General features: G+C 61.7%; 21 protein-coding genes and 1 tRNA gene. 13 read left to right on the forward strand and 9 right to left on the reverse strand.

Going from position 1 to position 20,645, the window contains the following annotated elements:
* Positions 1 to 53 precede the first annotated feature (53 nt).
* The 9 genes from infA to purQ all read left to right on the forward strand — a co-directional run bounded on the left by infA (position 54) and on the right by purQ (position 7,122).
* Positions 54 to 299, forward strand: coding sequence for a translation initiation factor IF-1 (infA, locus tag ACX3VQ_RS02620; protein WP_047806247.1), 246 nt, complete (start codon positions 54 to 56; stop codon positions 297 to 299).
* A gap of 59 nt (positions 300 to 358) precedes the next feature.
* On the forward strand, positions 359 to 877 hold the full coding sequence (locus tag ACX3VQ_RS02625; protein ID WP_462580665.1) for a Maf family protein: 519 nt from the start codon (positions 359 to 361) through the stop codon (positions 875 to 877).
* Complete coding sequence (locus ACX3VQ_RS02630; protein WP_462579390.1) at positions 870 to 1,862, forward strand: ribonuclease; 993 nt, start codon at positions 870 to 872, stop codon at positions 1,860 to 1,862. Before ACX3VQ_RS02625 ends, ACX3VQ_RS02630 begins: the two co-directional genes overlap by 8 nt.
* Positions 1,859 to 2,044, forward strand: coding sequence for a DNA gyrase inhibitor YacG (gene yacG, locus ACX3VQ_RS02635; RefSeq protein ID WP_462579392.1), 186 nt, complete (start codon positions 1,859 to 1,861; stop codon positions 2,042 to 2,044). The genes ACX3VQ_RS02630 and yacG overlap by 4 nt, the downstream gene beginning before the upstream one ends.
* A 100-nt stretch (positions 2,045 to 2,144) precedes the next feature.
* Positions 2,145 to 2,220: transfer RNA gene (locus tag ACX3VQ_RS02640), tRNA-Phe, on the forward strand.
* Between the two features lie 144 nt (positions 2,221 to 2,364).
* A complete protein-coding gene (purC, locus tag ACX3VQ_RS02645) occupies positions 2,365 to 3,174 on the forward strand; it encodes a phosphoribosylaminoimidazolesuccinocarboxamide synthase (RefSeq protein WP_462571691.1) in 810 nt (269 codons plus the stop codon).
* Between the two features lie 52 nt (positions 3,175 to 3,226).
* Positions 3,227 to 6,070: a M16 family metallopeptidase gene (locus ACX3VQ_RS02650; RefSeq protein WP_462579393.1), complete on the forward strand. Its 2,844-nt coding sequence runs from the start codon at positions 3,227 to 3,229 to the stop codon at positions 6,068 to 6,070.
* A 126-nt stretch (positions 6,071 to 6,196) separates the two neighbouring features.
* A complete protein-coding gene (gene purS, locus ACX3VQ_RS02655) occupies positions 6,197 to 6,445 on the forward strand; it encodes a phosphoribosylformylglycinamidine synthase subunit PurS (protein ID WP_462579395.1) in 249 nt (82 codons plus the stop codon).
* Positions 6,445 to 7,122 (forward strand): phosphoribosylformylglycinamidine synthase subunit PurQ, encoded by a 678-nt coding sequence (gene purQ, locus ACX3VQ_RS02660; protein WP_462579396.1) that lies wholly within the window; start codon positions 6,445 to 6,447, stop codon positions 7,120 to 7,122. Before purS ends, purQ begins: the two co-directional genes overlap by 1 nt.
* 19 nt (positions 7,123 to 7,141) lie before the next feature.
* Here purQ and ACX3VQ_RS02665 read toward each other — a convergent pair whose 3' ends face one another.
* From ACX3VQ_RS02665 to ACX3VQ_RS02675, 3 genes are all read right to left on the reverse strand, one after another.
* Positions 7,142 to 9,493 (reverse strand): putative bifunctional diguanylate cyclase/phosphodiesterase, encoded by a 2,352-nt coding sequence (locus ACX3VQ_RS02665; protein WP_462579397.1) that lies wholly within the window; start codon positions 9,491 to 9,493, stop codon positions 7,142 to 7,144.
* A 107-nt stretch (positions 9,494 to 9,600) separates the two neighbouring features.
* Entirely contained in the window at positions 9,601 to 11,436 is a 1,836-nt protein-coding gene (glmS, locus tag ACX3VQ_RS02670) for a glutamine--fructose-6-phosphate transaminase (isomerizing) (protein WP_462579398.1), read from the reverse strand.
* 102 nt (positions 11,437 to 11,538) lie between these two features.
* Positions 11,539 to 12,429: a DMT family transporter gene (locus tag ACX3VQ_RS02675; RefSeq protein WP_462579399.1), complete on the reverse strand. Its 891-nt coding sequence runs from the start codon at positions 12,427 to 12,429 to the stop codon at positions 11,539 to 11,541.
* Positions 12,430 to 12,657: 228 nt separating this feature from the next.
* Between ACX3VQ_RS02675 and ACX3VQ_RS02680 the strand changes: the two genes are divergently transcribed.
* Positions 12,658 to 14,196, forward strand: a complete 1,539-nt coding sequence (locus tag ACX3VQ_RS02680) for a CpaF family protein (protein WP_462571684.1) — start codon at positions 12,658 to 12,660, stop codon at positions 14,194 to 14,196.
* A 9-nt stretch (positions 14,197 to 14,205) separates the two neighbouring features.
* On the opposite strand, the gene ACX3VQ_RS02685 is transcribed toward ACX3VQ_RS02680, so the two are convergent.
* Positions 14,206 to 14,385, reverse strand: a complete 180-nt coding sequence (locus ACX3VQ_RS02685; protein ID WP_462579400.1) for a hypothetical protein — start codon at positions 14,383 to 14,385, stop codon at positions 14,206 to 14,208.
* 131 nt (positions 14,386 to 14,516) lie between these two features.
* Here ACX3VQ_RS02685 and ACX3VQ_RS02690 point away from each other — a divergent pair, with 131 nt between their 5' ends.
* The 3 genes from ACX3VQ_RS02690 (at position 14,517) to ACX3VQ_RS02700 (ending at position 15,862) form a co-directional block, all read left to right on the forward strand.
* Positions 14,517 to 15,425 (forward strand): DMT family transporter, encoded by a 909-nt coding sequence (locus ACX3VQ_RS02690; protein WP_462579401.1) that lies wholly within the window; start codon positions 14,517 to 14,519, stop codon positions 15,423 to 15,425.
* Positions 15,426 to 15,492: 67 nt separating this feature from the next.
* Positions 15,493 to 15,621 carry a hypothetical protein gene (locus ACX3VQ_RS02695; RefSeq protein ID WP_462571681.1) on the forward strand — a complete coding sequence of 43 codons (129 nt, stop codon included), beginning with the start codon at positions 15,493 to 15,495 and terminating at the stop codon, positions 15,619 to 15,621.
* A gap of 112 nt (positions 15,622 to 15,733) precedes the next feature.
* The gene (locus ACX3VQ_RS02700; RefSeq protein WP_462571680.1) at positions 15,734 to 15,862 is read left to right on the forward strand and encodes a hypothetical protein; all 129 of its coding nucleotides are present in this window, start codon (positions 15,734 to 15,736) and stop codon (positions 15,860 to 15,862) included.
* A gap of 16 nt (positions 15,863 to 15,878) precedes the next feature.
* Here the strand turns inward: ACX3VQ_RS02700 and ACX3VQ_RS02705 are convergent, their stop codons facing one another.
* The 5 genes from ACX3VQ_RS02705 to ACX3VQ_RS02725 all read right to left on the reverse strand — a co-directional run bounded on the left by ACX3VQ_RS02705 (position 15,879) and on the right by ACX3VQ_RS02725 (position 20,581).
* Positions 15,879 to 16,472 (reverse strand): DUF938 domain-containing protein, encoded by a 594-nt coding sequence (locus ACX3VQ_RS02705; protein ID WP_462579403.1) that lies wholly within the window; start codon positions 16,470 to 16,472, stop codon positions 15,879 to 15,881.
* 23 nt (positions 16,473 to 16,495) lie between these two features.
* On the reverse strand, positions 16,496 to 18,049 hold the full coding sequence (locus tag ACX3VQ_RS02710; RefSeq protein WP_462579404.1) for a long-chain-fatty-acid--CoA ligase: 1,554 nt from the start codon (positions 18,047 to 18,049) through the stop codon (positions 16,496 to 16,498).
* Between the two features lie 84 nt (positions 18,050 to 18,133).
* Positions 18,134 to 18,586, reverse strand: coding sequence for an ABA4-like family protein (locus tag ACX3VQ_RS02715; RefSeq protein ID WP_462571677.1), 453 nt, complete (start codon positions 18,584 to 18,586; stop codon positions 18,134 to 18,136).
* Between the two features lie 149 nt (positions 18,587 to 18,735).
* Entirely contained in the window at positions 18,736 to 19,428 is a 693-nt protein-coding gene (locus ACX3VQ_RS02720) for an NAD(P)H-binding protein (protein WP_462579405.1), read from the reverse strand.
* Complete coding sequence (locus ACX3VQ_RS02725; protein WP_462579406.1) at positions 19,421 to 20,581, reverse strand: deoxyguanosinetriphosphate triphosphohydrolase; 1,161 nt, start codon at positions 20,579 to 20,581, stop codon at positions 19,421 to 19,423. The genes ACX3VQ_RS02720 and ACX3VQ_RS02725 overlap by 8 nt, the downstream gene beginning before the upstream one ends.
* Positions 20,582 to 20,645: the final 64 nt, after the last annotated feature.

A 20,645-nucleotide genomic window follows, 5' to 3' on the forward strand; every position in this document is an offset into this window, starting at 1 on the left:
GCACAGCTAAAGCGCGCGCGAATTCGCACTCAAATCACAGCTTAAGGATTTACATGGCCAAGGAAGAACTCCTCGAAATGCGCGGCAAGGTAGTGGAACTGCTGCCCAACGCGATGTTCCGGGTTGAGCTCGAAAACGGTCACGAAGTTCTTGGCCACACCGCCGGCAAGATGCGCAAGAACCGCATCCGCGTGCTGGTGGGCGATGAGGTGTTGTGCGAACTGACGCCTTATGATCTGACCAAGGCGCGTATCACCTATCGCTTCATGCCCGGTCGCGGCGGCCCTGGCCCGCAGTAATCCTGGTGAATTCACCAGGGCTCATTCTCGCATCGGCCAGCCCTCGAAGGCGTGAGTTGATCGCGCGGCTTGGGATCGAACCCGCTGCCGTCTGCCCCGCTCATATTGATGAAACCCCCCGCAAGGGCGAGCTGCCCCTGGAATATGCCGTGCGCATGGCGCGCGAAAAGGCACTGGCAGTGGCAGGCAATGGCCACGTGTTGGGCGGCGATACCGTGGTCGCTCTGGGCCGCAGGATCCTGCCCAAGGCGGAAGACGTAGCAACTGCCCGCCAATGCCTTGATCTGCTGTCAGGTCGGCGCCACCGCGTGCTCTCCGCAATCGCGCTCAAGGCACCTGACGGGACGCTGCGCGAGAAGCTCAGCACCACTTCTGTCCGCTTCAAGCGCCTCTCGGACGAGGAGATCGCGGCCTATCTCGCCACTGGCGAATGGCATGGCAAAGCAGGTGGCTACGCCATCCAGGGCGCGGCTGAAGGCCTGATCGCATGGATCCAAGGCAGCCATTCGGGGGTGGTTGGGCTACCGCTTTATGAAACTCGCGCGGTGTTGAAAGCGGCAGGTTTCGACATTGGTTGAACGTTCCGCAATCGGCACCTGGCTTGTCGAACAGGGGATCGGCGAAGAACGTGCAATCCAGCTTGACCGGGGCGGTATCGCGGCCGCCCGTTTGCGCTGGCCGGGCACGCTTGCCCACGGTGCAGTGATCGAGGCCGTGGTGGCGGAGCGTTTCCCGCTTTCCTCAATGGCGATTGTCCGTTTTTCCAGCGGGGAGGATGCAATCGGACGCCGGTTGCCCAAATCCGACAGCGAAGGAACAACCGTCCGGATGCTGGTCGAACGCGAGGCCATTGCCGAGCGCGGGCGGCTCAAGCGCGCACTGGCGGTGAAAACCGATCTTCCCCTCGATCCCGCGCCATCGCTGGCAGACAGCCTGCGCAAGGAGGGATACGAGGCCCAAATCGTTCACCGTTTCCCTGACGAAGCGGACTGGGAAGAGCTGATCGCCGAAGCCTGGTCAGGCGAAGTTGCCTTTCACGGCGGGGCTCTGCTGTTCTCCATTACACCGGCGATGACTCTGATCGATGTCGACGGGCATCCGGTAGAGGCTATTACCTTCAATGCAGTTCCCGCGCTTGCGCGCGCGCTACGCCGGTTCGATATCGCCGGAAATATCGGGGTGGATTTCCCGACATTGACCGACCGGCTCGATCGCAAGGCGGTGGACAGCAGGCTGGAGGATGAGCTGGCTGGTTGGCCGCATGAACGCACCGCCATGAACGGGTTCGGCTTTGTCCAGATCGTGGCCCGGCTGATGCGTGCATCGATCTTGCAGCAAATATCACTGAGCCGGCGGGGTGCGGCGGCACGCTTGCTGTTGCGCCGGGCCGAACGTGTCGCCGAAGCCGGTGCCTTGCTGCTCACGGCCCACCCCGCGATTATTGCCTGCCTGAAGCCGGAATGGCTGGCTGAACTTTCGCGGCGCAGCGGGCGTGAAGTTCGCATCGCAAACGATCCGAAGCTTGCGCTTGAAGCGGGATTCGCGCAGGCAGTGCCGCTATGACCAAGCTCAGGCCCTGCCCGATCTGCAAGAAACCAAGCAGCGAGGAGTTTCACCCTTTCTGCTCAAGCCGCTGCAAGGACCGCGACCTCGCGCTGTGGTTTGGTGACGGCTACGCCGTGCCCGGCCGCCCTGCCCTGCCGGAAGAGATTGCGGGCGAGATCGTCCGCGAAGAGAACGAGTGAGCCTAAATCGGCCAATTCCCCCTTGCCAATCCGTCACGCCTTCGCCATAGGCGCGCTCTCATTCGCTCGCCGGTGTATTGTTCACCGTCGCAGTAGCGATGCCTCGGTAGCTCAGTTGGTAGAGCATACGACTGAAAATCGTAGTGTCGGTGGTTCGATCCCGCCCCGAGGCACCACTGCGCCAGCGCGCGGCACAGCTGCACAGGCGTTTGCCAATTTCCCGCGTTGCGAGTATGGCTGGGCGCCCGCCCCGGCCGCCGCCTTGCCTGATGGCAAAGCCCGCCGGGGCGCATGTATTTTTAGAGCAGGATGAACCCACAATGTCGCGTCGTCGCCAGATCTACGAAGGCAAGGCCAAGATCCTCTACGAAGGCCCCGAGCCGGGCACGCTGATCCAGTATTTCAAGGATGATGCAACCGCCTTCAATGCCGAGAAGAAGGGCACGATCAACGGCAAGGGCGTGATCAACAACCGCATCAGCGAACATGTTTTCACCCGGCTGGCGCATATCGGCATCCCCACGCATTTCATCCGCCGCTTGAACATGCGCGAACAATTGGTGCGCCAGGTGGAAATCATCCCGATCGAAGTGGTGGTGCGCAATGTCGCTGCAGGATCCATTTCCAAGCGCCTGGGCATCCCGGAGGGTGAGCCGCTGCCGCACACGCTGATCGAGTATTACTACAAGGATGACGCACTGGGCGATCCGATGATCGCCGAAGAGCATATCGCCTGCTTCAACTGGGCCGGGCCGGAAGAAATGCAGGACATCGCCGCCATGGCGATCCGCATCAATGATTTCATGTGCGGCATGTTCGCCGCGGTCGACATCCGCCTGATCGATTTCAAGCTCGAGTTCGGCCGGCTTTATGACGGCGATTTCAGCCGCGTGATCCTGGCTGACGAAATCAGCCCCGATGGCTGCCGGCTGTGGGACATGAAGACCGGCGAAAAGCTCGACAAGGATCGCTTCCGCCGCGATCTGGGCGGGGAAAGCGAAGCCTATCAGGAAGTCGCGCGGCGGCTTGGCCTGCTGCAGAATGACGACAGCGGCCCGGGCGAAGTGTTCGATCTTTCAGTGCACCGCGGCCGGTTGCGGGGCGCCCAGCCCAAACCACCGAAGAAGTAGACTCGGCGGTTCAGCCACTTGCAAGGCTAGGCCGAGCAAGTAAGCAGGAACCATGCGTTTTCCCACTATTATCGCGGCATTGGTCGCATTCGCGCTCCAGCCTGCAGCCGCATTCGCACAACAGACACCTGCGCCCTCATGGGCGTTCGAGCAGAGCGACATCCCGGTCGATCCAGAGTACCATTTCGGGGTGCTGGACAACGGGATGCGCTACATCTTGCGGCAGAATGACACGCCCGAGGGGACGGCGATTATCCGGCTCCACATCGGCTCCGGTTCGCTTGACGAGGCGGAGAGCGAACGCGGGCTGGCGCACTTTATCGAACACATGGCCTTCAATGGTTCAAAGCGGATCCCGGAAGGCGAGATGATCAAGCTGCTCGAGCGCGAAGGGCTGGCTTTCGGCGCAGATACCAATGCCTCGACCGGGCTGGAGCAGACGGTCTATCAGCTTGATCTTCCGCGCAATGACGAGAGTCTGCTGGATACCGCGCTGATGCTGATGCGCGAAACGTCGAGCGAGCTCTTGATTGAGCAGGATGCGGTCGATCGCGAGCGCGGCATTATCCTGGCGGAGCGGCGCGACCGGCGCAATTTTGCCTATAAGCAGCTTGAGGACGAGCTTGAATTCGCGGCCCCGGTCGCACGGTTTGTCAACCGCTTGCCGATCGGCGCAGTCGAAGTGCTGGAGAACGCCAGCGCGGCTGACCTGCGCGCGTTCTATGAACGCACCTATGTGCCGGCCAACACGTCCATGGTGATCGTGGGCGATTTTCCGGTCGCGCTGATCGAAGCGCGTTTACGGTACTGGTTTGATGATTGGGAATCGGCGCCCGGCCCGGTCGAGCCGGAAACCGGCCCGGTCGATATCACCCGAGCTGGCGAAAGCGACATCTATGTCGACCCGGCCTTGCCCGAAAGGATCAGCATTTCGCGCTCTGGCCCCTGGATCGAGCGGCCTGATACGGTTGCCAACCGGCAGCAGGGCCTGCTGCGCACGGTGGGCTATGGCATCATCAATCGGCGGCTGGAAGCGCTGGCGCGCGGCGGGGATGCCCCGTTCCGCAGCGCCGGTATTGCCACAGGCGATCTGTTCGAGGATGCCCGCTCCACCACCCTCACCGTCAATACTGCCGACGGCGAATGGCGCCGCGGCGTAATCGCGGCGGCAATGGAAACGCGCAAGGCACTGGAATTCGGGTTCAGCGAAGCCGAGGTTGCAGAGCAAGTCGCGGGCTTACGCACAGCGATCGAAAACGCGGCAGGCGGCAGCGCCACCCGCACCCATGCCTCACTTGCCGCAGCCGCGCTCGCGCTGATCGATGGCGAACAGATCCCCTCAACCCCGCAAAGCGCGCTTGAACGGTTCGAAAATTTCGCTGACGAGATCACGCCTGAAGCCGCCCTTGCCGCAGTGCGCGAAGACGCGGTCCCGCTCGATAATCCGCTGATCCGTTATCAGGGCCGATCGGCACCTGAAGGCGGCAGCCATGCCCTGCGCGAAGCATGGAACGAAGCGGCGCTGGCGCAGCTAAGCGCGCCCGAATGGCGCGATCAGGCCAAATTCGCCTATCAGGATTTCGGCCAGCCCGGCACGATCGTTTCCGACACAAGCGACGAACGCTTCGGATTCCGCCTGATTCGCTTCGCCAATGGCGTGCGGCTGAACCTCAAGCAAACCGATATCCGCGAAGACCGCATCAGCTATCGCCTCACGCTTGATGGCGGCAGCCTGCTCAATTCGGCAGATGATCCGCTCAAGACTGCCATGATCTCTTCGCTCGCGGCGGGCGGCCTTGGGGCACACAGCCAGGATGAGCTGGTGAGCATCCTTGCCGGGCGCAGCGTGCGTTTTTCGATCGACTCATTGGCCGATGCATTCCGGATGAGCGGCGGAACCACCCCGCGCGATCTCGAATTGCAGCTGCAATTGCTCGCCGCCACCCTCAGCGATCCGGGCTATCGCAGCGAAGGCGAAGAACGCTATCGCCGCGGCATCGCACAATTCTTTGCCAGCCTTGATGCCACGCCGGCGCAGGCGCTGGGCAATCGCATGGGGGCGATCCTGTCTGAAGGTGATCCGCGCTTTTCGTTGCAACCACGCGAAGCCTATGAAAGCCGCACCTTTGCCAGGCTTGCTGCCGATATCGGAGATCGCCTGACCAATGGTGCAATCGAACTGGCGCTGGTTGGGGATTTCGACGAACAGGCCGCGATCGATGCTGTGGCCAGGACTCTTGGTGCGCTGCCCGAACGTGAAGCCGAGTTCGAACCGCGCGAGACAGCCCGCACCAGGCCGTTTACTGCGCAACGCGGCACACACACGATCACGCATAGCGGCGAGCCTGACCAGGCGTTGATAAGTATGGTCTGGCCCACAAACGATGATAGCGACCTTGCCGAAGCGCTGCGGCTGAACCTGCTCGGACGCGTGGTCCAGATTCGCCTGCAGGAACAATTGCGCGAAGAGCTGGGCCAGGCCTATTCGCCGTCTGCCAGCAGCTCGATGTCGCGCGTTTGGCGCGGCTACGGCACTTTCAGTCTCAACGTCGCGATCGACAATGCCCAGCTCGACCCGGCGCGCCAGGCAATCGGCGAAATGCTGGAAGGGCTGCAAGATGGCGAGCTTGACGAAGATATAGTCAACCGAGCGCGCCAGCCGCTGCTCGAAAGCTATGACAATATGCTCAAATCGCTGGGCGGCTGGATGACCTTCGCGGACCGGGCGCAAAGCGAGGCCGACAGGCTCGACCGCTTCTTTGCGGCGCCTGAAATACTGAAAGGCTTTACCGCGCGCGATATGCAGGTGGCAGCGCAGACCTATCTGGTGCCATCCGATGCCGTCGAGTTCCTGGTGGTGCCGCAAACCGATGCGAAGGAAAACGGCGGCAATTAGGCAGCCCCCGCCGTGGGGAAACCCGACGCGCCGATTGCACTTGGCCTCCATCTCGCTATAGGCACCGCCAAAGTGGCCCGGGGTTCACGAATCCGGTGCCGCAGTTAGCCTGCCGAGGAGCAAACCATGAAAGTCCGTGTCCTGGTCCGCCTCAAGCCCGGTGTGCTCGACCCGCAAGGCCGCGCCGTCCATCACGCCCTCGAAGGGCTCGGTTTCGGCGGGGTCAAGGATGTCCGCATCGGCAGGGTGATCGAGATGGATGTGGCCGACGACACCAGCGACGCGGCTCTCGACGATATGTGCCGCAAGCTGCTCGCCAATATGGTGATCGAGGATTACGTCATCGAAAAGCCCGGCCAGGGGGAACCCGCCTGATGGCTTTCCGTGCCGCCGTCATCACTTTTCCCGGTTCGAACTGCGACCGTGACATGGCGGTGGCGATCGAAAAGATTTCCGGCGTCCCCGCGCTGCGCGTGTGGCACGGCGATGCCGAATTGCCCCAGCGGCTCGATTTCATCGCGCTGCCGGGCGGCTTTTCCTATGGCGATTATCTGCGTTCCGGCGCGATGGCCGCGCGCAGCCCGATCATGCGCGCGGTGGTGCAGGCAGCCGAAAGCGGCGTGCCGGTTCTGGGCGTATGCAACGGCTTCCAGGTGCTGACCGAGGCGGGCTTGCTGCCCGGCGCCCTGATGCGCAACGCCGGCCAGAACTTCATCTGCCGCACCGTGCCGTTGACAGTGGAAAACAATCAATCGCTGTTCACCAGTGCCTATGAGGCCGGTGAGGTGATCCGCATCCCGGTGGCGCATCATGACGGCAATTTCTTCGCTGATGAGGCGACGCTTGACCGGATCGAAGGCGAAGGCCGGGTCGCCTTCCGCTATGCCGAACCCTGCAACGGCTCACGCCGCGACATTGCCGGTATCCTCAATGCCTCGGGCAATGTGCTGGGCATGATGCCCCACCCCGAGCGCGCGATCGAAGACGCGCTTGGCGGCCATGATGGATGCCGCCTGTTCGAAAGCGTGGTCGGCAGCCTGGTTGCGGCCTGATCTGACATTGTGAAGCGGCTCAGGCGTGCTTGACACCCGGAGCGCGGAACAGTTGCAGCGCATCATCGGCGGACATTGGCCGCCCATAATAATAGCCCTGAATCTTGTCGCATCCCAGCGCCTTGATCAGTTCGGCCTCCTCAATCGTTTCGACGCCCTCTGCGGTGGTCGTCATGTCCAGACTTTGCGCCATCGCCACCACGGCGCGGATGATCGCAAGGCTTTCCGCACTTTGCTGCGCGGCGCCCTTCACAAAGGTCCGGTCCACCTTGATCGTTGAAAAGCGCAATTTGCGCAGGTAACCGAGCGAGGAATAGCCGGTGCCAAAGTCATCCAGCGCCACACTGCACCCCAGCGCCATGACCTGTTCGAGCGCACTACGCGCCACGGTTGCATCGCGCAGGAAGATACTTTCAGTCACTTCGATTTCGAGCCGCTCGGGCCGCAGGCCCGTTTCAGCAAGCGCCAGGACCACATCGTTGGTAAAGTCTGTATCGAGCAATTGCTCGGGCGAGACATTGACGTTTACCTTTACATGCTCAGGCCAGTTGCGCGCTTCGCGGCATGCCTGGCGCAGCACCCATTTGCCAATCGGCAGGATCATGCGGGTGTCTTCCGCCACGGGAATGAACTTGGCCGGGCTGACAAGGCCATGCTCCGGACTGTGCCAGCGCACCAGCGCCTCGAAGCTCACGAGGCTCTCGTCCTTGGCGTCAACCACCGGCTGGTATTGCAGCATCAGTTCGTCACGATCGAGTGCACCGCGCAGCGAAAGCTCCAGCTTGCGCCGTTCTTCCGCCGATGCATGCAGGATAGGTTCAAACTGGCAATGGCGCCCGCCCCCGGCATCCTTGGCGCGGTAAAGCGCCAAATCGGCATTGCGCATCAGTTCTTCCACCGAACGCCCGTCGCGCGGTCCGATTGCCGATCCAACGCTCGCCCCCACAAACAGCGTGTGGTTATCGACCACATAGGGTTCGGAAAGGCTCTCGATCACCATCAGCGCGACCTTATCGATCAAGCGGTGGTCAGTGGCGTCGCGGATCACAACCGCGAATTCGTCGCCACCCAGCCTGCCGCACAATTGATTGTCGCCGATCAGCGCCTTGAGCCGCGCCGATACCTGCGCCAGCAGCCGGTCACCGATCTGGTGGCCAAGCGAATCATTGACCGATTTGAACCGGTCAAGATCGATCATCAGGAATGCACATTGCGTGCGCCAGTGCTCGGCATACTGCATTGCCTCGCCAATCGCCTCGGTAAGCTGCAAGCGATTGGGCAGCGATGTGAGCGTGTCAAAGCGCGCGAGATAGGCGATCTTTTCCGAGGATTCGCGCTGTACGGTAACGTCCGAGCCAACTCCGCGAAAGCCCAGGAACTTGCCGCGCTCATCAAGTATGGGCGTGCCGGAAAGTTCCCAGCAGCGGCGCTGGCCCCTGATCGAGACTTCGACCATGGCATTTGAGAAATTTTCCCGGTTTTGCAGTTTTTCGGCCAGGTCATGCAGGCTTGGGGGCAACTGGCCACCATCCCAGCCCTTGCCGGCGATCATTTCAAGCAGCGGTTTTCCTTCGGCATCGGCAGCCTTGCATGACAGCGCATAGGCAAAGCGCGGAGATACGCTGCGGATTCGCCGGGCCGGATCAATTTCCCACAACCAGTCTGCTTCGTTCTCTTCGAACTCGCGCAGGAGCAAAGAGACAACCGCATCCTTTTCGGCCATGCTGATCTCGGCGATCCTCGCCTTGAGGAACGTCCGCCCGCCGTTCACCGCGCCAATCAACGCAACCAGGATGAAGGCCGCCACAAACAGCGAAAGTTCGACCAGTTCCTGTCGCCACAGGGCCACAAGCGCGCCTGTGCCCAGCGTGGCTGTGAACACCACTATGCCGAGAGGCGCAGCACTGTAGAAGACCACCGCGCTCATAACCAGGAATGCCGCCATCGCCCACAGCGCAAGCCCACCATAGCCGGGCGTAACCGGCGCGAAGGCAACCAATGCAAGCGCCCACAACAATCCCGCCAGCAGCGGTGTTGACGAATGGAGCAGCATATCATCCAACCTGACCTGGCGCCGGTCTGTATCCGCCAGCCTGCGATCGACCTGCGCGCCGCGTGCCTGGACCAGCAGCATGGCCCCAAACCAGGCCCCCAGCCACATCGGGCTGACCGCGTTCCTGAGCAGCCAGACTGCCATTACGGCCAGAACAAAGTTGACGAACATCCGGATCGGGGTGAGCTTGCCCAGCGCGGAGAATTGCATGCCGCGCAGCCGCGACCAATCCTCGCCGTGCGGGTCAGTCAAGCCCAGAACGGCGGCAGTCGTCAGTTGCGGTGACGTGCTGTGAAAGGTCGTATCAAGTTCGCTCACCCACCCGCAATTAACCTTGAAAGGTTATGCGGCAGTAAAGCAGTTCAGAAACTCATGGGTCATTTCACACTGAAATGCTGAATTCCAGCTACAAACTTGCACGGCCCCTATTCCACCGTCACCGATTTGGCCAGGTTGCGCGGTTGATCGACATCGGTGCCTTTGACACAGGCCGTGTGGTAGGCGAGCAATTGTACCGGCACGGCATAGACCAGCGGCGCGATCAGCGGGTGCACTTCAGGCATCTCAATCGTGGCCATGCACCCCTCGCCCGCTTGCTCCAGCCCCTTGGCGTCGGAAATCAGCACGATCTGCCCGCCGCGCGCGCGCACTTCTTCCATGTTGGAAACGGTCTTTTCGAACAGTGGCCCGGACGGCGCGATCACGATTACAGGCACATCTTCGTCGATCAGCGCGATGGGACCGTGCTTCATTTCGCCCGAAGCATAGCCCTCGGCATGTATATAGCTGATTTCCTTGAGTTTTAGTGCGCCTTCCAGCGCCAGAGGATAATCCGGGCCACGGCCCAGATAGAGCACGTCACGCGCCGGGGCGATCAGATGCGCCATCGCCGCGATATCATCATCATGATCGAGCGCAGCGTTAAGCGCGGCCGGTGCTTCGAGCAGGTGTTTGACCACCTCCTGTTCTTCCTCCCTGCTCATCCGGCCCTTCTTGACCGCCATATGCGCAGCCAGCGCGGCGAGCACTGCCAGCTGGCAGGTAAAGGCCTTGGTCGATGCCACGCCGATCTCCGGCCCGGCATGGGTGGGCAGCAGCAGGTCTGCTTCGCGCGCCATGGTGCTGGTGGGGACATTCACCACCACCGCGATCGTCTGCCCGGCCTGGCGGCAATGGCGCAGCGCGGCAAGCGTGTCGGCGGTTTCGCCGCTCTGCGAAATGAACAGCGCCAGCCCGCCTTCTTCCAGCACCGGATCGCGATAGCGAAACTCGCTCGCCACATCGATATCGACCGGCAGACGCGCAAAATGCTCGAACCAGTACTTGGCGACCATGCCAGCGTAATAGGAAGTGCCGCAGGCGACGATGGTCAGCCGCCTGATCGCCGAAAGATCGAAATCGAATTGCGGCAGCGCAACCGTATTGTCGGCCCGGCGTAGATAGGATGACAATGTTTGCGCGACCACGGTTGGCTGTTCGAAGATCTCCTTCTGCATGAAGTGGCGGTAATTGCCCTTCTCAACCGCCGCCGCAGAAGCCCCCGAATGGCGCCTTTCGCGCTCGACGGGATTGTTCTCGACATCGAAGATCTGCGCCCCGTCGCGGCTGATAACCGTCCAGTCGCCCTCTTCGAGATAGGCGATCTGCTGGGTCAGAGGGGCAAGCGCAAGCGCGTCAGAGCCGAGATACATCTCGCCCGAGTTTTCACCCGTGCCATAGCCCACCACCAGCGGTGAGCCGAGCCGCGCGCCGACGAGCAGATCGGGATAGTCGCGGAAGATGATCGCCAGGCCAAACGCGCCGCGCAGTCGCGGCAGCACATCGCGCATCGCCTCTTCAGGCGTATCCCCCGCTTCAATCCGCCGAGAGACCAGATGGGCAACGACTTCGCTGTCGGTCTCGCTCTGGAATTCGCGCCCGTCAGCGCGCAATTCATCGCGCAATTCCTTGAAGTTCTCGATGATGCCGTTGTGGACGATAGCCACATGTTCGGTCGCGTGCGGATGGGCATTGCTGGCGGTGGGGGCACCGTGGGTCGCCCAGCGCGTGTGGGCGATGCCGACATTGCCGGTTGCGGGCTGATCTTCAAGCACGGCAAGAAGGTTGGAGAGCCTGCCTTCCGCGCGGCGGCGGATCAGCGTGCCGTTGTCGATCGTGCACAGCCCCGCGCTGTCATAACCGCGATATTCCATCCGCCTGAGGCCATCGACCAGCCGGTCTGCCACCGTACCCTGTCCAACAATGCCAATGATTCCACACATAGATGCCCCGCTTGACCGGTCAGAAGATGAAACCGGCGCGCTAGCTCGCCCCGGCTGAATGCAAGCTTGCCTCTAGCGCGCCCGGCCGCGCCTTCAAATGCCTTATTGGCCCGGATGCGCGCGAACGCTGTTTCGCCATAGGAATAGCCCGGCCCCGATGATGATCGAAGCTCCGGCAATTGTAAGGAGATCAGGTACATCCCCGAAGAACCACCAGCCCAGCAGCGAGGCGACCAGCAGCTGGACATAGGATGCAGGCGCGATCTGCGCCGCCCCGGCCCGCGATGTGCCGAGATAGACCAGCCAATGCGCGCATGTGGCCGTGAATGCCACAAAGGTGCAGCGCAGCACGATGTTCCAGCTGGGCCAGCCGAACTGCATACCTTCAATACCAAGCCATTGCGTTCCCATGGCAACCGCGATCAGCAGCGGCGCGGCAATGATCGCCATATAGGCCTGCATCGCCAGCGGACTGCCATGCCCTGCCGAGGCGCGGTTGGTGATGATCATCAGTGAAAAGAATACCGCAGCGACAAGCGGCAGTAGCGCGGGCCAGCCGAGCTCCGCCAGGTTGGGCCGCAGGATCAGCACCACCCCCGCCAGCGCAGCAAGCGATGCCAGCCACACCGCCGGGCGCACGCGCTCGCCCAGCAATGGGCCGCTCAGCACAGCTGTGAGCACCGGCGAAAGGAATGTAATTGCCATCGTTTCTGCCAGCGGCATGACGTAAATGGCGGAGAAGAAGGCAAGCGAAGAAATCGCCAGACTGCCGCCGCGCGCCAGTTGGAGCCAGGGATAGCGCGGACGGAAACCCTGCACCCCCTCTTGCCGTAGCAACAAAATCCCAAGCGCAACCGCGCCGATGGTAAAGCGCAATGCTGCAACCGCGGGAACCGGCCAAAGTCCAGCCATGGTCTTGATCACCGCATCACCAACAGAAAGCATGGCAAAGCCGCAGATCGCGAGCAGCAATCCAGTGCGGTTGTTGTTCAATTGGCTGAACTTTCTGCTTGAAGATTGATACGATTGGGCGCTCCGTAGCCGGGCTCTAGCCCATCCATGCGAAGTCGCAACACGGTTTATCAGCAGCAGCCACTGTGGCCTTTGCGCCTTAGGAAAATAATAAGGTTTCCCAATTATTCACCACTTTCCGAGAGGACATCTTCGCTATGCGGCGTTGATGGCACTCGTAAGCGAAGTTAGCCGTTTGGGGACCAGGGAATGAGTGCATTCGGAAAGAAATCCGGACCTGCGGGAATGAAGCCCGGTGCACGCCCTTCCTTTGGCGTGGCACGCCCTATGAAGGGCGGCGACAAGTCTCCCCTGGGCGAAAGCGGCGGCGCGCAGTTTCCCCCGATACCCGGTGCCGGTGGATCAGCCACGCAAGTCCCGGCAGCTGCCCCCTCTGGCAACGCCAGGCCGGCAACCACTGAAGAGGCGATGAGCCGCCTCGACGATCGCGCCAATATGGTCCACGAAGATGTGGGCGTAGGCGGGTTCGAAGCCAGCATCCACAAGATCAAGGAACAGGTGCTGCCGCGCCTGCTCGAACGCGTTGACCCGGAAGCGGCTGCCACGCTTTCGAAGGAAGAGCTGTCGGAAGAATTCCGGCCGATCATCATGGAAGTGCTAGCCGAGCTGAAGGTCACGCTGAACCGCCGCGAACAATTCGCGCTGGAAAAGGTGCTGATCGACGAGCTTCTGGGCTTCGGCCCGCTGGAGGAATTGCTCAACGATCCCGATATCTCGGATATCATGGTCAATGGCCCGCAGCAGACCTATGTTGAAAAGAAGGGCAAATTGCAGCTGGCTCCGATCCAGTTCCGCGACGAATCGCACCTGTTCCAGATCGCTCAGCGCATCGTGAACCAGGTCGGGCGCCGCGTAGACCAGACAACACCGCTTGCCGACGCCCGCCTCAAGGACGGCAGCCGCGTCAACGTAATTGTGCCGCCGCTGTCATTGCGCGGGACGGCGATCTCGATTCGCAAATTCTCGGAAAAGCCCATCACCATCGACATGCTGAAGGAATTCGGCTCGATGAGCGAGAAGATGGCGACCTGCCTGAAAATTGCCGGTGCCTGCCGGATGAACGTGGTGATCTCTGGCGGTACCGGTTCGGGTAAGACGACCATGCTCAACGCCTTGTCGAAGATGATCGATCCGGGCGAGCGTGTGCTGACCATCGAGGACGCGGCCGAACTGCGCTTGCAACAGCCGCACTGGCTACCCCTCGAAACGCGCCCGCCGAACCTTGAAGGCCAGGGCGCAATCACGATTGGCGATCTGGTCAAGAACGCACTGCGTATGCGGCCTGACCGGATCATCCTGGGCGAAATTCGCGGCGCGGAATGTTTCGACCTGCTTGCCGCGATGAACACCGGCCACGACGGTTCGATGTGTACGCTGCACGCCAACAGCCCGCGTGAGTGCCTGGGCCGCATGGAAAACATGATCCTGATGGGTGACATCAAGATCCCGAAGGAAGCCATCAGCCGCCAGATCGCCGAATCGGTCGATCTGATCGTGCAGGTGAAACGCTTGCGCGACGGTTCGCGCCGTACCACCAACATCACCGAAGTCATCGGGATGGAAGGCGATGTGATCGTGACGCAGGAGCTGTTCAAGTTCGAATATCTGGACGAGACCGATGACGGCAAGATCCTGGGCGAATTCCGTTCCAGCGGTCTGCGGCCCTATACGCTTGAAAAGGCGCGCCAGTTCGGCTTTGACCAGGCATATCTCGAGGCGTGTTTATAGTTGCGCTAGTCAGCTACCGAACAGTGCCGCTGGCAGTGAAAGCGCCAGCAGGCCCCCGCCAATAATCGCGCTGGCCATGAAGATCATCGTCCACGGCACCCAACCAACCTGATCGAGCCGGTCGAGCCGCTTGCGCCGAACGCGCATACGCTCCCCCAGCAAGGCAAGCAGCGCAAGCGCGACAAACACTGCTCCGGCCCCGCTTCGCTGGCAAAAGTGAAGAATCCGGCTCCCGGCATCAGGCGCAGATGGGGCAAGTTCCACCATCAGGCAATCCCGCAAGGCTTGCGCATCGGCCAAACCGCCTTACAGGCAGCGGCGTGACCGCCAATGCCCCCGCCCAACGCCCACTGTTCGCGCTGTTGCTGAGGCTGGCGGCAGCGGCCATGCTTTCGCTGATGGTCGCTCTGGTCAAACTGGCCAGCGAAAGCGGGCTGGCCCTGCCCGAGATCCTGTTCTGGCGGCAATTGCCGACAATACCGCTGATATTTCTGATGTTCTGGGCCACCGGCAAACTGGGAAATTTCAAATCAAGGCGCCTGGGCCAGCACGGCCTGCGCGCCACATTGGGCCTTATCGGTATGACGCTGAATTTCGGCGCGGTCACGCTGCTGCCTTTGGCTGAAGCAACCAGCTTCAATTTCACTGCAGCAATCTGGGCGGTGATCCTCTCGGCGCTGATATTGCATGAAAAGGTGGGTATCTGGCGCTGGGGTGCGGTGCTGCTGGGGTTTGCCGGCATAGTGGTGATCGCGCAGCCGGGAGACGGCCACATTCCGATGCTGGGCGCCGGAATTGCGCTTGGCGCTGCTTTCATGATCGCGCTGATATCGATCTATATTCGCGACCTCACCAAAACCGAGGATTCGCTCACCATCGTGTTCTACTTCGCATTCTTTACGGTGCCGGTGCTGGCACTTTCCCTTCCCTTCGTGTGGCAGACCAAGAATGCAGAGCAATGGTTCTACCTTGTCGCACTGGGCATAAGCGGTCTTTTGGGCCAGTATCTGCTCACCAGCGCGCTGCGTTATGGCACCGTCGCCAGTGTGATTGTGATGGATTATTCGGCACTGATCTGGGCTACCCTGCTGGGATGGTCGCTGTTTGACCGGCTTCCCCCTGCAACCACCTGGCTGGGCGCCCCGCTGATCATCGGCGCAGGATTGCTGATCGCCTGGCGTGAACACCAATTGTCGCGCCCGACGCGCAACCTGGCGGCAGGGCCTTAGGAACCACTTGCATTCGCTGCGCGTTTAGACGCTAGTGAGGGTATTAGAACAACGAAAGGAATCTAGCATGATCCGCAAGACAATCATTGCCGTGGCCCTGGCCGCGATGACCCTCAGCGCAGGTGCCTGCAACACTGTGCGCGGCGCTGGTGACGACCTCAACAGCGCAGCCGACGCGGTCGACGAAGAAATGTGATTCAATCCCTTGCAGCACGCAAAAAAGGGGCTCGCCATAAGGGCGGGCCCTTTTTTGTTGCCCGAGCCGCGAATTCGCGCAATTCTGCTCGCTCAACAAGAAGGTTCATCACATGAGAAGCAAGATCACGGCCGCAGTGCTTATGGGCACATTGCTTGTTTCCATCACCGCCTGCAACACTGTGCGCGGTGTTGGCGATGATCTCAAGTCGGTCGCCGATGCGGTCGACGAAGAAACCTAAGTCCGTCGGCAAACCCCTAGTTGCGCCGATAAACCAAGGTAAGATTATTGGCGGGCATTGCGTGCCGCGCCATGCGTTTGAAGCCCTTGCCTTCAGCCAGCCTGTCCATCTGGGCCAGATCGCGGATCCCCCACTGTTCGTTCCTCGCTCGCAGGCTGAGGTCGAAATCGATGTTGGATCGGGCCGGTTCGGTCCCTTCCTCGAAATAGGGCCCGTAGAGGATCAGCGGCGCACCGCGATCGAGCTTGCGCTCGGCCCCGGTAAACAGCCCGACCGTGCTCGACCAAGGGCTGATATGCACCATGTTGACGCAGAGAATCGCATCAGCGCGATCAATCGGCCAACGTGGCGCAGCAGCATCCAACGCTATCGGAGCACGCAGGTTCTCGCCGGAAAAATCGGCCCGCCAGGCCGTGATTGATGCCAGTGCATCCGGATCGGGATCGCTTGGTTGCCAGTCAAGCTGAGGGAACAGCCCTGCAAAATAGAACGCGTGCTCACCTGAGCCACTGGCGATTTCGAGCACCAGGCCGGCAGTCGGCAATTCACCGGCAAGGACAGTGGCCAAGGCTTCACGATTGCGAGCGACTGCAGGTGCGAATTTCTTCATGGGCCGACGACTTCCAGTTGGGCTCAATTGACCTGCCGTTCCTGTCCGTCCCAATAGGGTTTGCGCAGTTCACGCCGCAGGATCTTCCCCGACGGATTGCGCGGCATTGCCGCGATAACATCCACGCTTCTGGGCGCCTTGAACGCGGCAACGCGCTCGCGCGCATAAGCGATGATTTCAGCCTCGTTGATTTCATGGCCCGGTTTGGCGACGACGCAGGCCTTGACCTCTTCCCCCCAGCGCTCGCTTGGCACGCCGATCACCGCAACTTCCGCGATCGCCGGATGGCCAAAAATCGCATTTTCGACCTCGGCTGGATAGACATTCTCACCGCCCGAGATGATCATGTCCTTGATCCGGTCCTGGATATAGATGTAGCCGTCCTCATCCATCACCGCCGCATCGCCCGTGTGCATCCAGCCATCGCGCAGCGCCTCGGCGGTGGCTTCGGGCAATTGCCAATAACCGAGCATGTTCGACGGGGATCTGACCGCAACTTCGCCAATTTCGCCGCGCGGCACTTCGCTTCCTTCGGCATCGACCACCTTGATCTCCACCCCGGGCACGGCCTTGCCCGCTGATCGCATTCGCCGATTGCCTTCAAGCACATGATCCTCCGGCGGCAGGCTCGAGATCGTCCCCGAAGTCTCGGTCATGCCATAGGCCTGTAGGAACCCGGCATTGGGCATCGTGCGCACCGCTTCCTTGAGCAGTTCCAGCGGCATCGGCGCAGCGCCATACATCAGATATTTGAGGTGGCTGAAATCGGTTTCCTTCGCCTGCGGGTGCTGCACCACCATCTGCAGCGCGGCGGGCACGATGAACATCTGCGAAGCGCCCTTTTCGATCGCTTCGAGCACACCAACCGGCGAGAATTCAGCCTGCACGAGCGAGCGGATCCCGCTGGCGATGGCAACATTGACCAGCCCGGTTCCACCGATATGCGCGCAGGGCATGGCAACCAGCATGCAGTCATCCGGCTCATAGAACGACCACGGAAGCCCGGCTTCGATGGCGTGATTGCGCAGGCCCAGCAAATTGCCGCTCGCGAGCAACGCACCCTTGGGATTGCCGGTCGTGCCTGAAGTATAGAGCTGTAGCACGGGATCGCTTGCAGTCGCAGGCGTGTACTCACCTTCGACCTGCTGCGGCAGCAAGGCACGCATCTCGCTTTCGGAAAAGATCGTTGGTGCTGCGGGCAGACCCGGCGCGATCTTGCGCGCTGCATCGGCAAGTTCGTCACCCGTGAAGACCAGTTTCGCACCCGTATCCTGGAGGATAAAGGCAACTTCAGCGGGGGCGAGCCGCCAACCGACCGGCACCATCACCACGCCGCAGCGTCCGGCGGCGAGATAAAGCATGAAATAGAGGTCGGAATTCTTGCCGAGCCACGCCACCCGGTCGCCGGGTTTCAGGCCCTGGCTCCAGTAGAAACCGATGATCAGTCGGGTCAGCCGATCAAGTTCGGCAAAACTGGTAATCCGGCCGTCCTGCTCGAATGCAGGGCCGTCAGGCCGTTCGCCGGCCCAGAAATCCAGGATTTCGTCAAACGTGGTGAAAGTGTGATACCCGTTCATAGTCTCTCCGCCTCATTTGGGCGCCTGCACGCCGCTCATGCCAACAAAAGGCAATGCAGCACCCATGGTTCCCCGTTATCCCGTCTATGACCAGCGGCCGCTTGCACGCGCGCGCGGCTCGCGGACCAGCAGCCAGGCGAACAACCCCAACGGCCCGGCCACAAAAGTGGCCAAGAGGATTGGCGCCTGCACAATTCGCGAGAAGCCCTTGGCATCCGCGTCGCGTGCGATCCACAGTCCCACGAACAGGTCGAAGGCGAGGTAATGGACCCAGCCGAGCGTCAAGCCGCCCTTGGCCGAAAACAGCGCCTGGACACCCTCGATCGAGTTGAAATTGCCGCCCTCCATGCTCCCGCCGGGATCGGCCCACCCCGCCAGAAGCGAGAGCAATATTCCGGCATAGAGCATGCTCAGCAGCGCTACTCCGAGATACAGGATCGCGCTGAGCAGCGCGGGCCAGCGCGGCAGCAGGATCAGGCACGCCCAGGCGATCAGAGCCATCATGTTGGCCGCTCCGAATATCGCGTCCCAGCTCATTCTTCTTCTCCCGTTGCACTGCGCCGCCAATAGGCTGCAAGCACGCTGCCGATCTCCACATGGCAGGGCACACCCCCGCATTCATTGAACGCGGGTTTCGCTTGCGCGATGATCCCGGCACATGGCTTAGCGCGGGTTGTTTCAGGTGGCTAGCCGCCCAGCTTCACCCATTCGCGCGCCGAACGCCGGATCGAGTCATTCTCATGCGTGAAGCGCCCGCCCGCGCGGCGGCCGGCAAAGCCGATCGCGCCCTGCGCCACGGCAATCGCGTCTATCGAGCGAAACTTGCGCCACTTCCCGTTAAGGAAGGGGTCAACGACCGGACTGGCGATGATCCCCAGCCGCTCCCCCAGCCGCCGATCGCCACCGCGCTCACCCTTGAGCAGGCCGGGGCGCAGCAGGTCGAGCCGCTTGAACCCCACTTTGGACAGCTCTGCTTCGACCTCGCCTTTGACCCGCAGGTAGAAGTTCCTGGACAGCGGATCGGCGCCAACCGAGCTGACCGCCACTAGCCGCTCTACGCCTGCGGCCTGCGCCGCGCGGGCAGTATCGAGCACCAATTTCTGGTCCACCGCGCGGAAAGCCTCCTCGCTTTCGCCAGCCTTTTTCCATGTGGTGCCCAAGGCGCAGATCAGTGCAGTCGGGCGCAGTGCCCCGAACACTTCGCCCCAATTGTCCGGCTCGGCCACGAACAGTTCCATCCGCGCGCCCTTGGGCAGCTTCACCTCGCGGCGCGCAACCGCCACCAGCCGCACGTCACTGCGGCCCATGCAGGCCCGGATCACCTGGCTGCCTATCAGCCCGGTTGCGCCCACCAGCGCGATCCGCAATGGCTCAGACATTGGTTAGCCCCCGTGGCCGCTCGCCATAGATTGCCGCGCAGCGCTCGATCGCAAAGCGGTCGCTCATCCCGGCGATGAAATCGGCGATGATCCGCGAACGGCCCGGTTCGCCTGCGGGCAAGCGCTCCCTCCACTCCTGGGGCATCAGCCCGGCATCTTGTGCGTAGGCAGCAAACAGCCGCGCAACCACATCTCGCGCGCGTTCGGCTGCAGAGACCTGTTCGGGGTGGCAATAGAGCCGGTCATACATGAAGCGTTTGAGCCCGCGTTCGTCCTCTGCCATGCCAGGCGAGAAGCCGCCCAATTGCCGCCCCGCACCGCGCACTTCATCGACTGAGCCTGCGTCCTTCACTTGTTCGCGAGTGTGGGTGATTACATCATTGACCATCAGCCCGATCTGGTCGCGCACCAGTTCGCGCAAAAGGCGGTCATGTGGCTCATGCGGGTGGCGCCGCTCAACCTCTCGCCACTGCTGCGCAAGGAAATCGACCTCGAGCAGATCGTCAAGCGTCAGGAAACCGGCACGAAGGCCATCGTCGATGTCGTGATTGTCATAGGCGATATCGTCCGCCACAGCCGCTACCTGCGCTTCCAGCGATGGCCATTGGCCCAGATCGAGCGGGAAAGCTTCGTCAAGCTCGGCAAGCGCCCAATTTGGCGCAATCACCGGCCCGTTGTGCTTGGCCAGCCCTTCGAGCAGGTCCCATGTCAGATTCAATCCTTCATGCCCCGGATATGGGCTCTCCAGCCGCATGATGGTGCGCAGCGACTGCGCGTTGTGGTCAAACCCGCCATGTCGCGCCATCGCCTCTTCCAGCGCCCCCTCTCCCGCATGGCCGAAGGGTGGGTGGCCCAGGTCGTGCGCCAGGCACAGTGCCTCGGTCAGATCCTCGTCAAGTCCCAGAGCACGGGCGATCACCCGGCCGATCTGCGCCACTTCCAGGCTGTGCGTCATCCGGGTGCGGTAGTGGTCGCCTTCGGGCGCGATGAACACCTGCGTTTTCGAGCGCAGGCGGCGAAAACTCATCGAATGAATGATCCGGTCGCGGTCGCGCTGAAACTCGCTGCGCGGGCCGCGCGCACCGGCGCGCTCTTGCGGAAATTCGCGGCCCCGGGTTCGGGCAGGATCTGCGGCGTAAGGAGCGCGGGTCATGAGTGCAGGCCGATTAGGTCACCACCAGCGCGTGGGCAACGGGAACAATCGGGCAACACCGGCC

It is taken from the genome of Altererythrobacter chaiwopuensis (assembly GCF_054957735.1).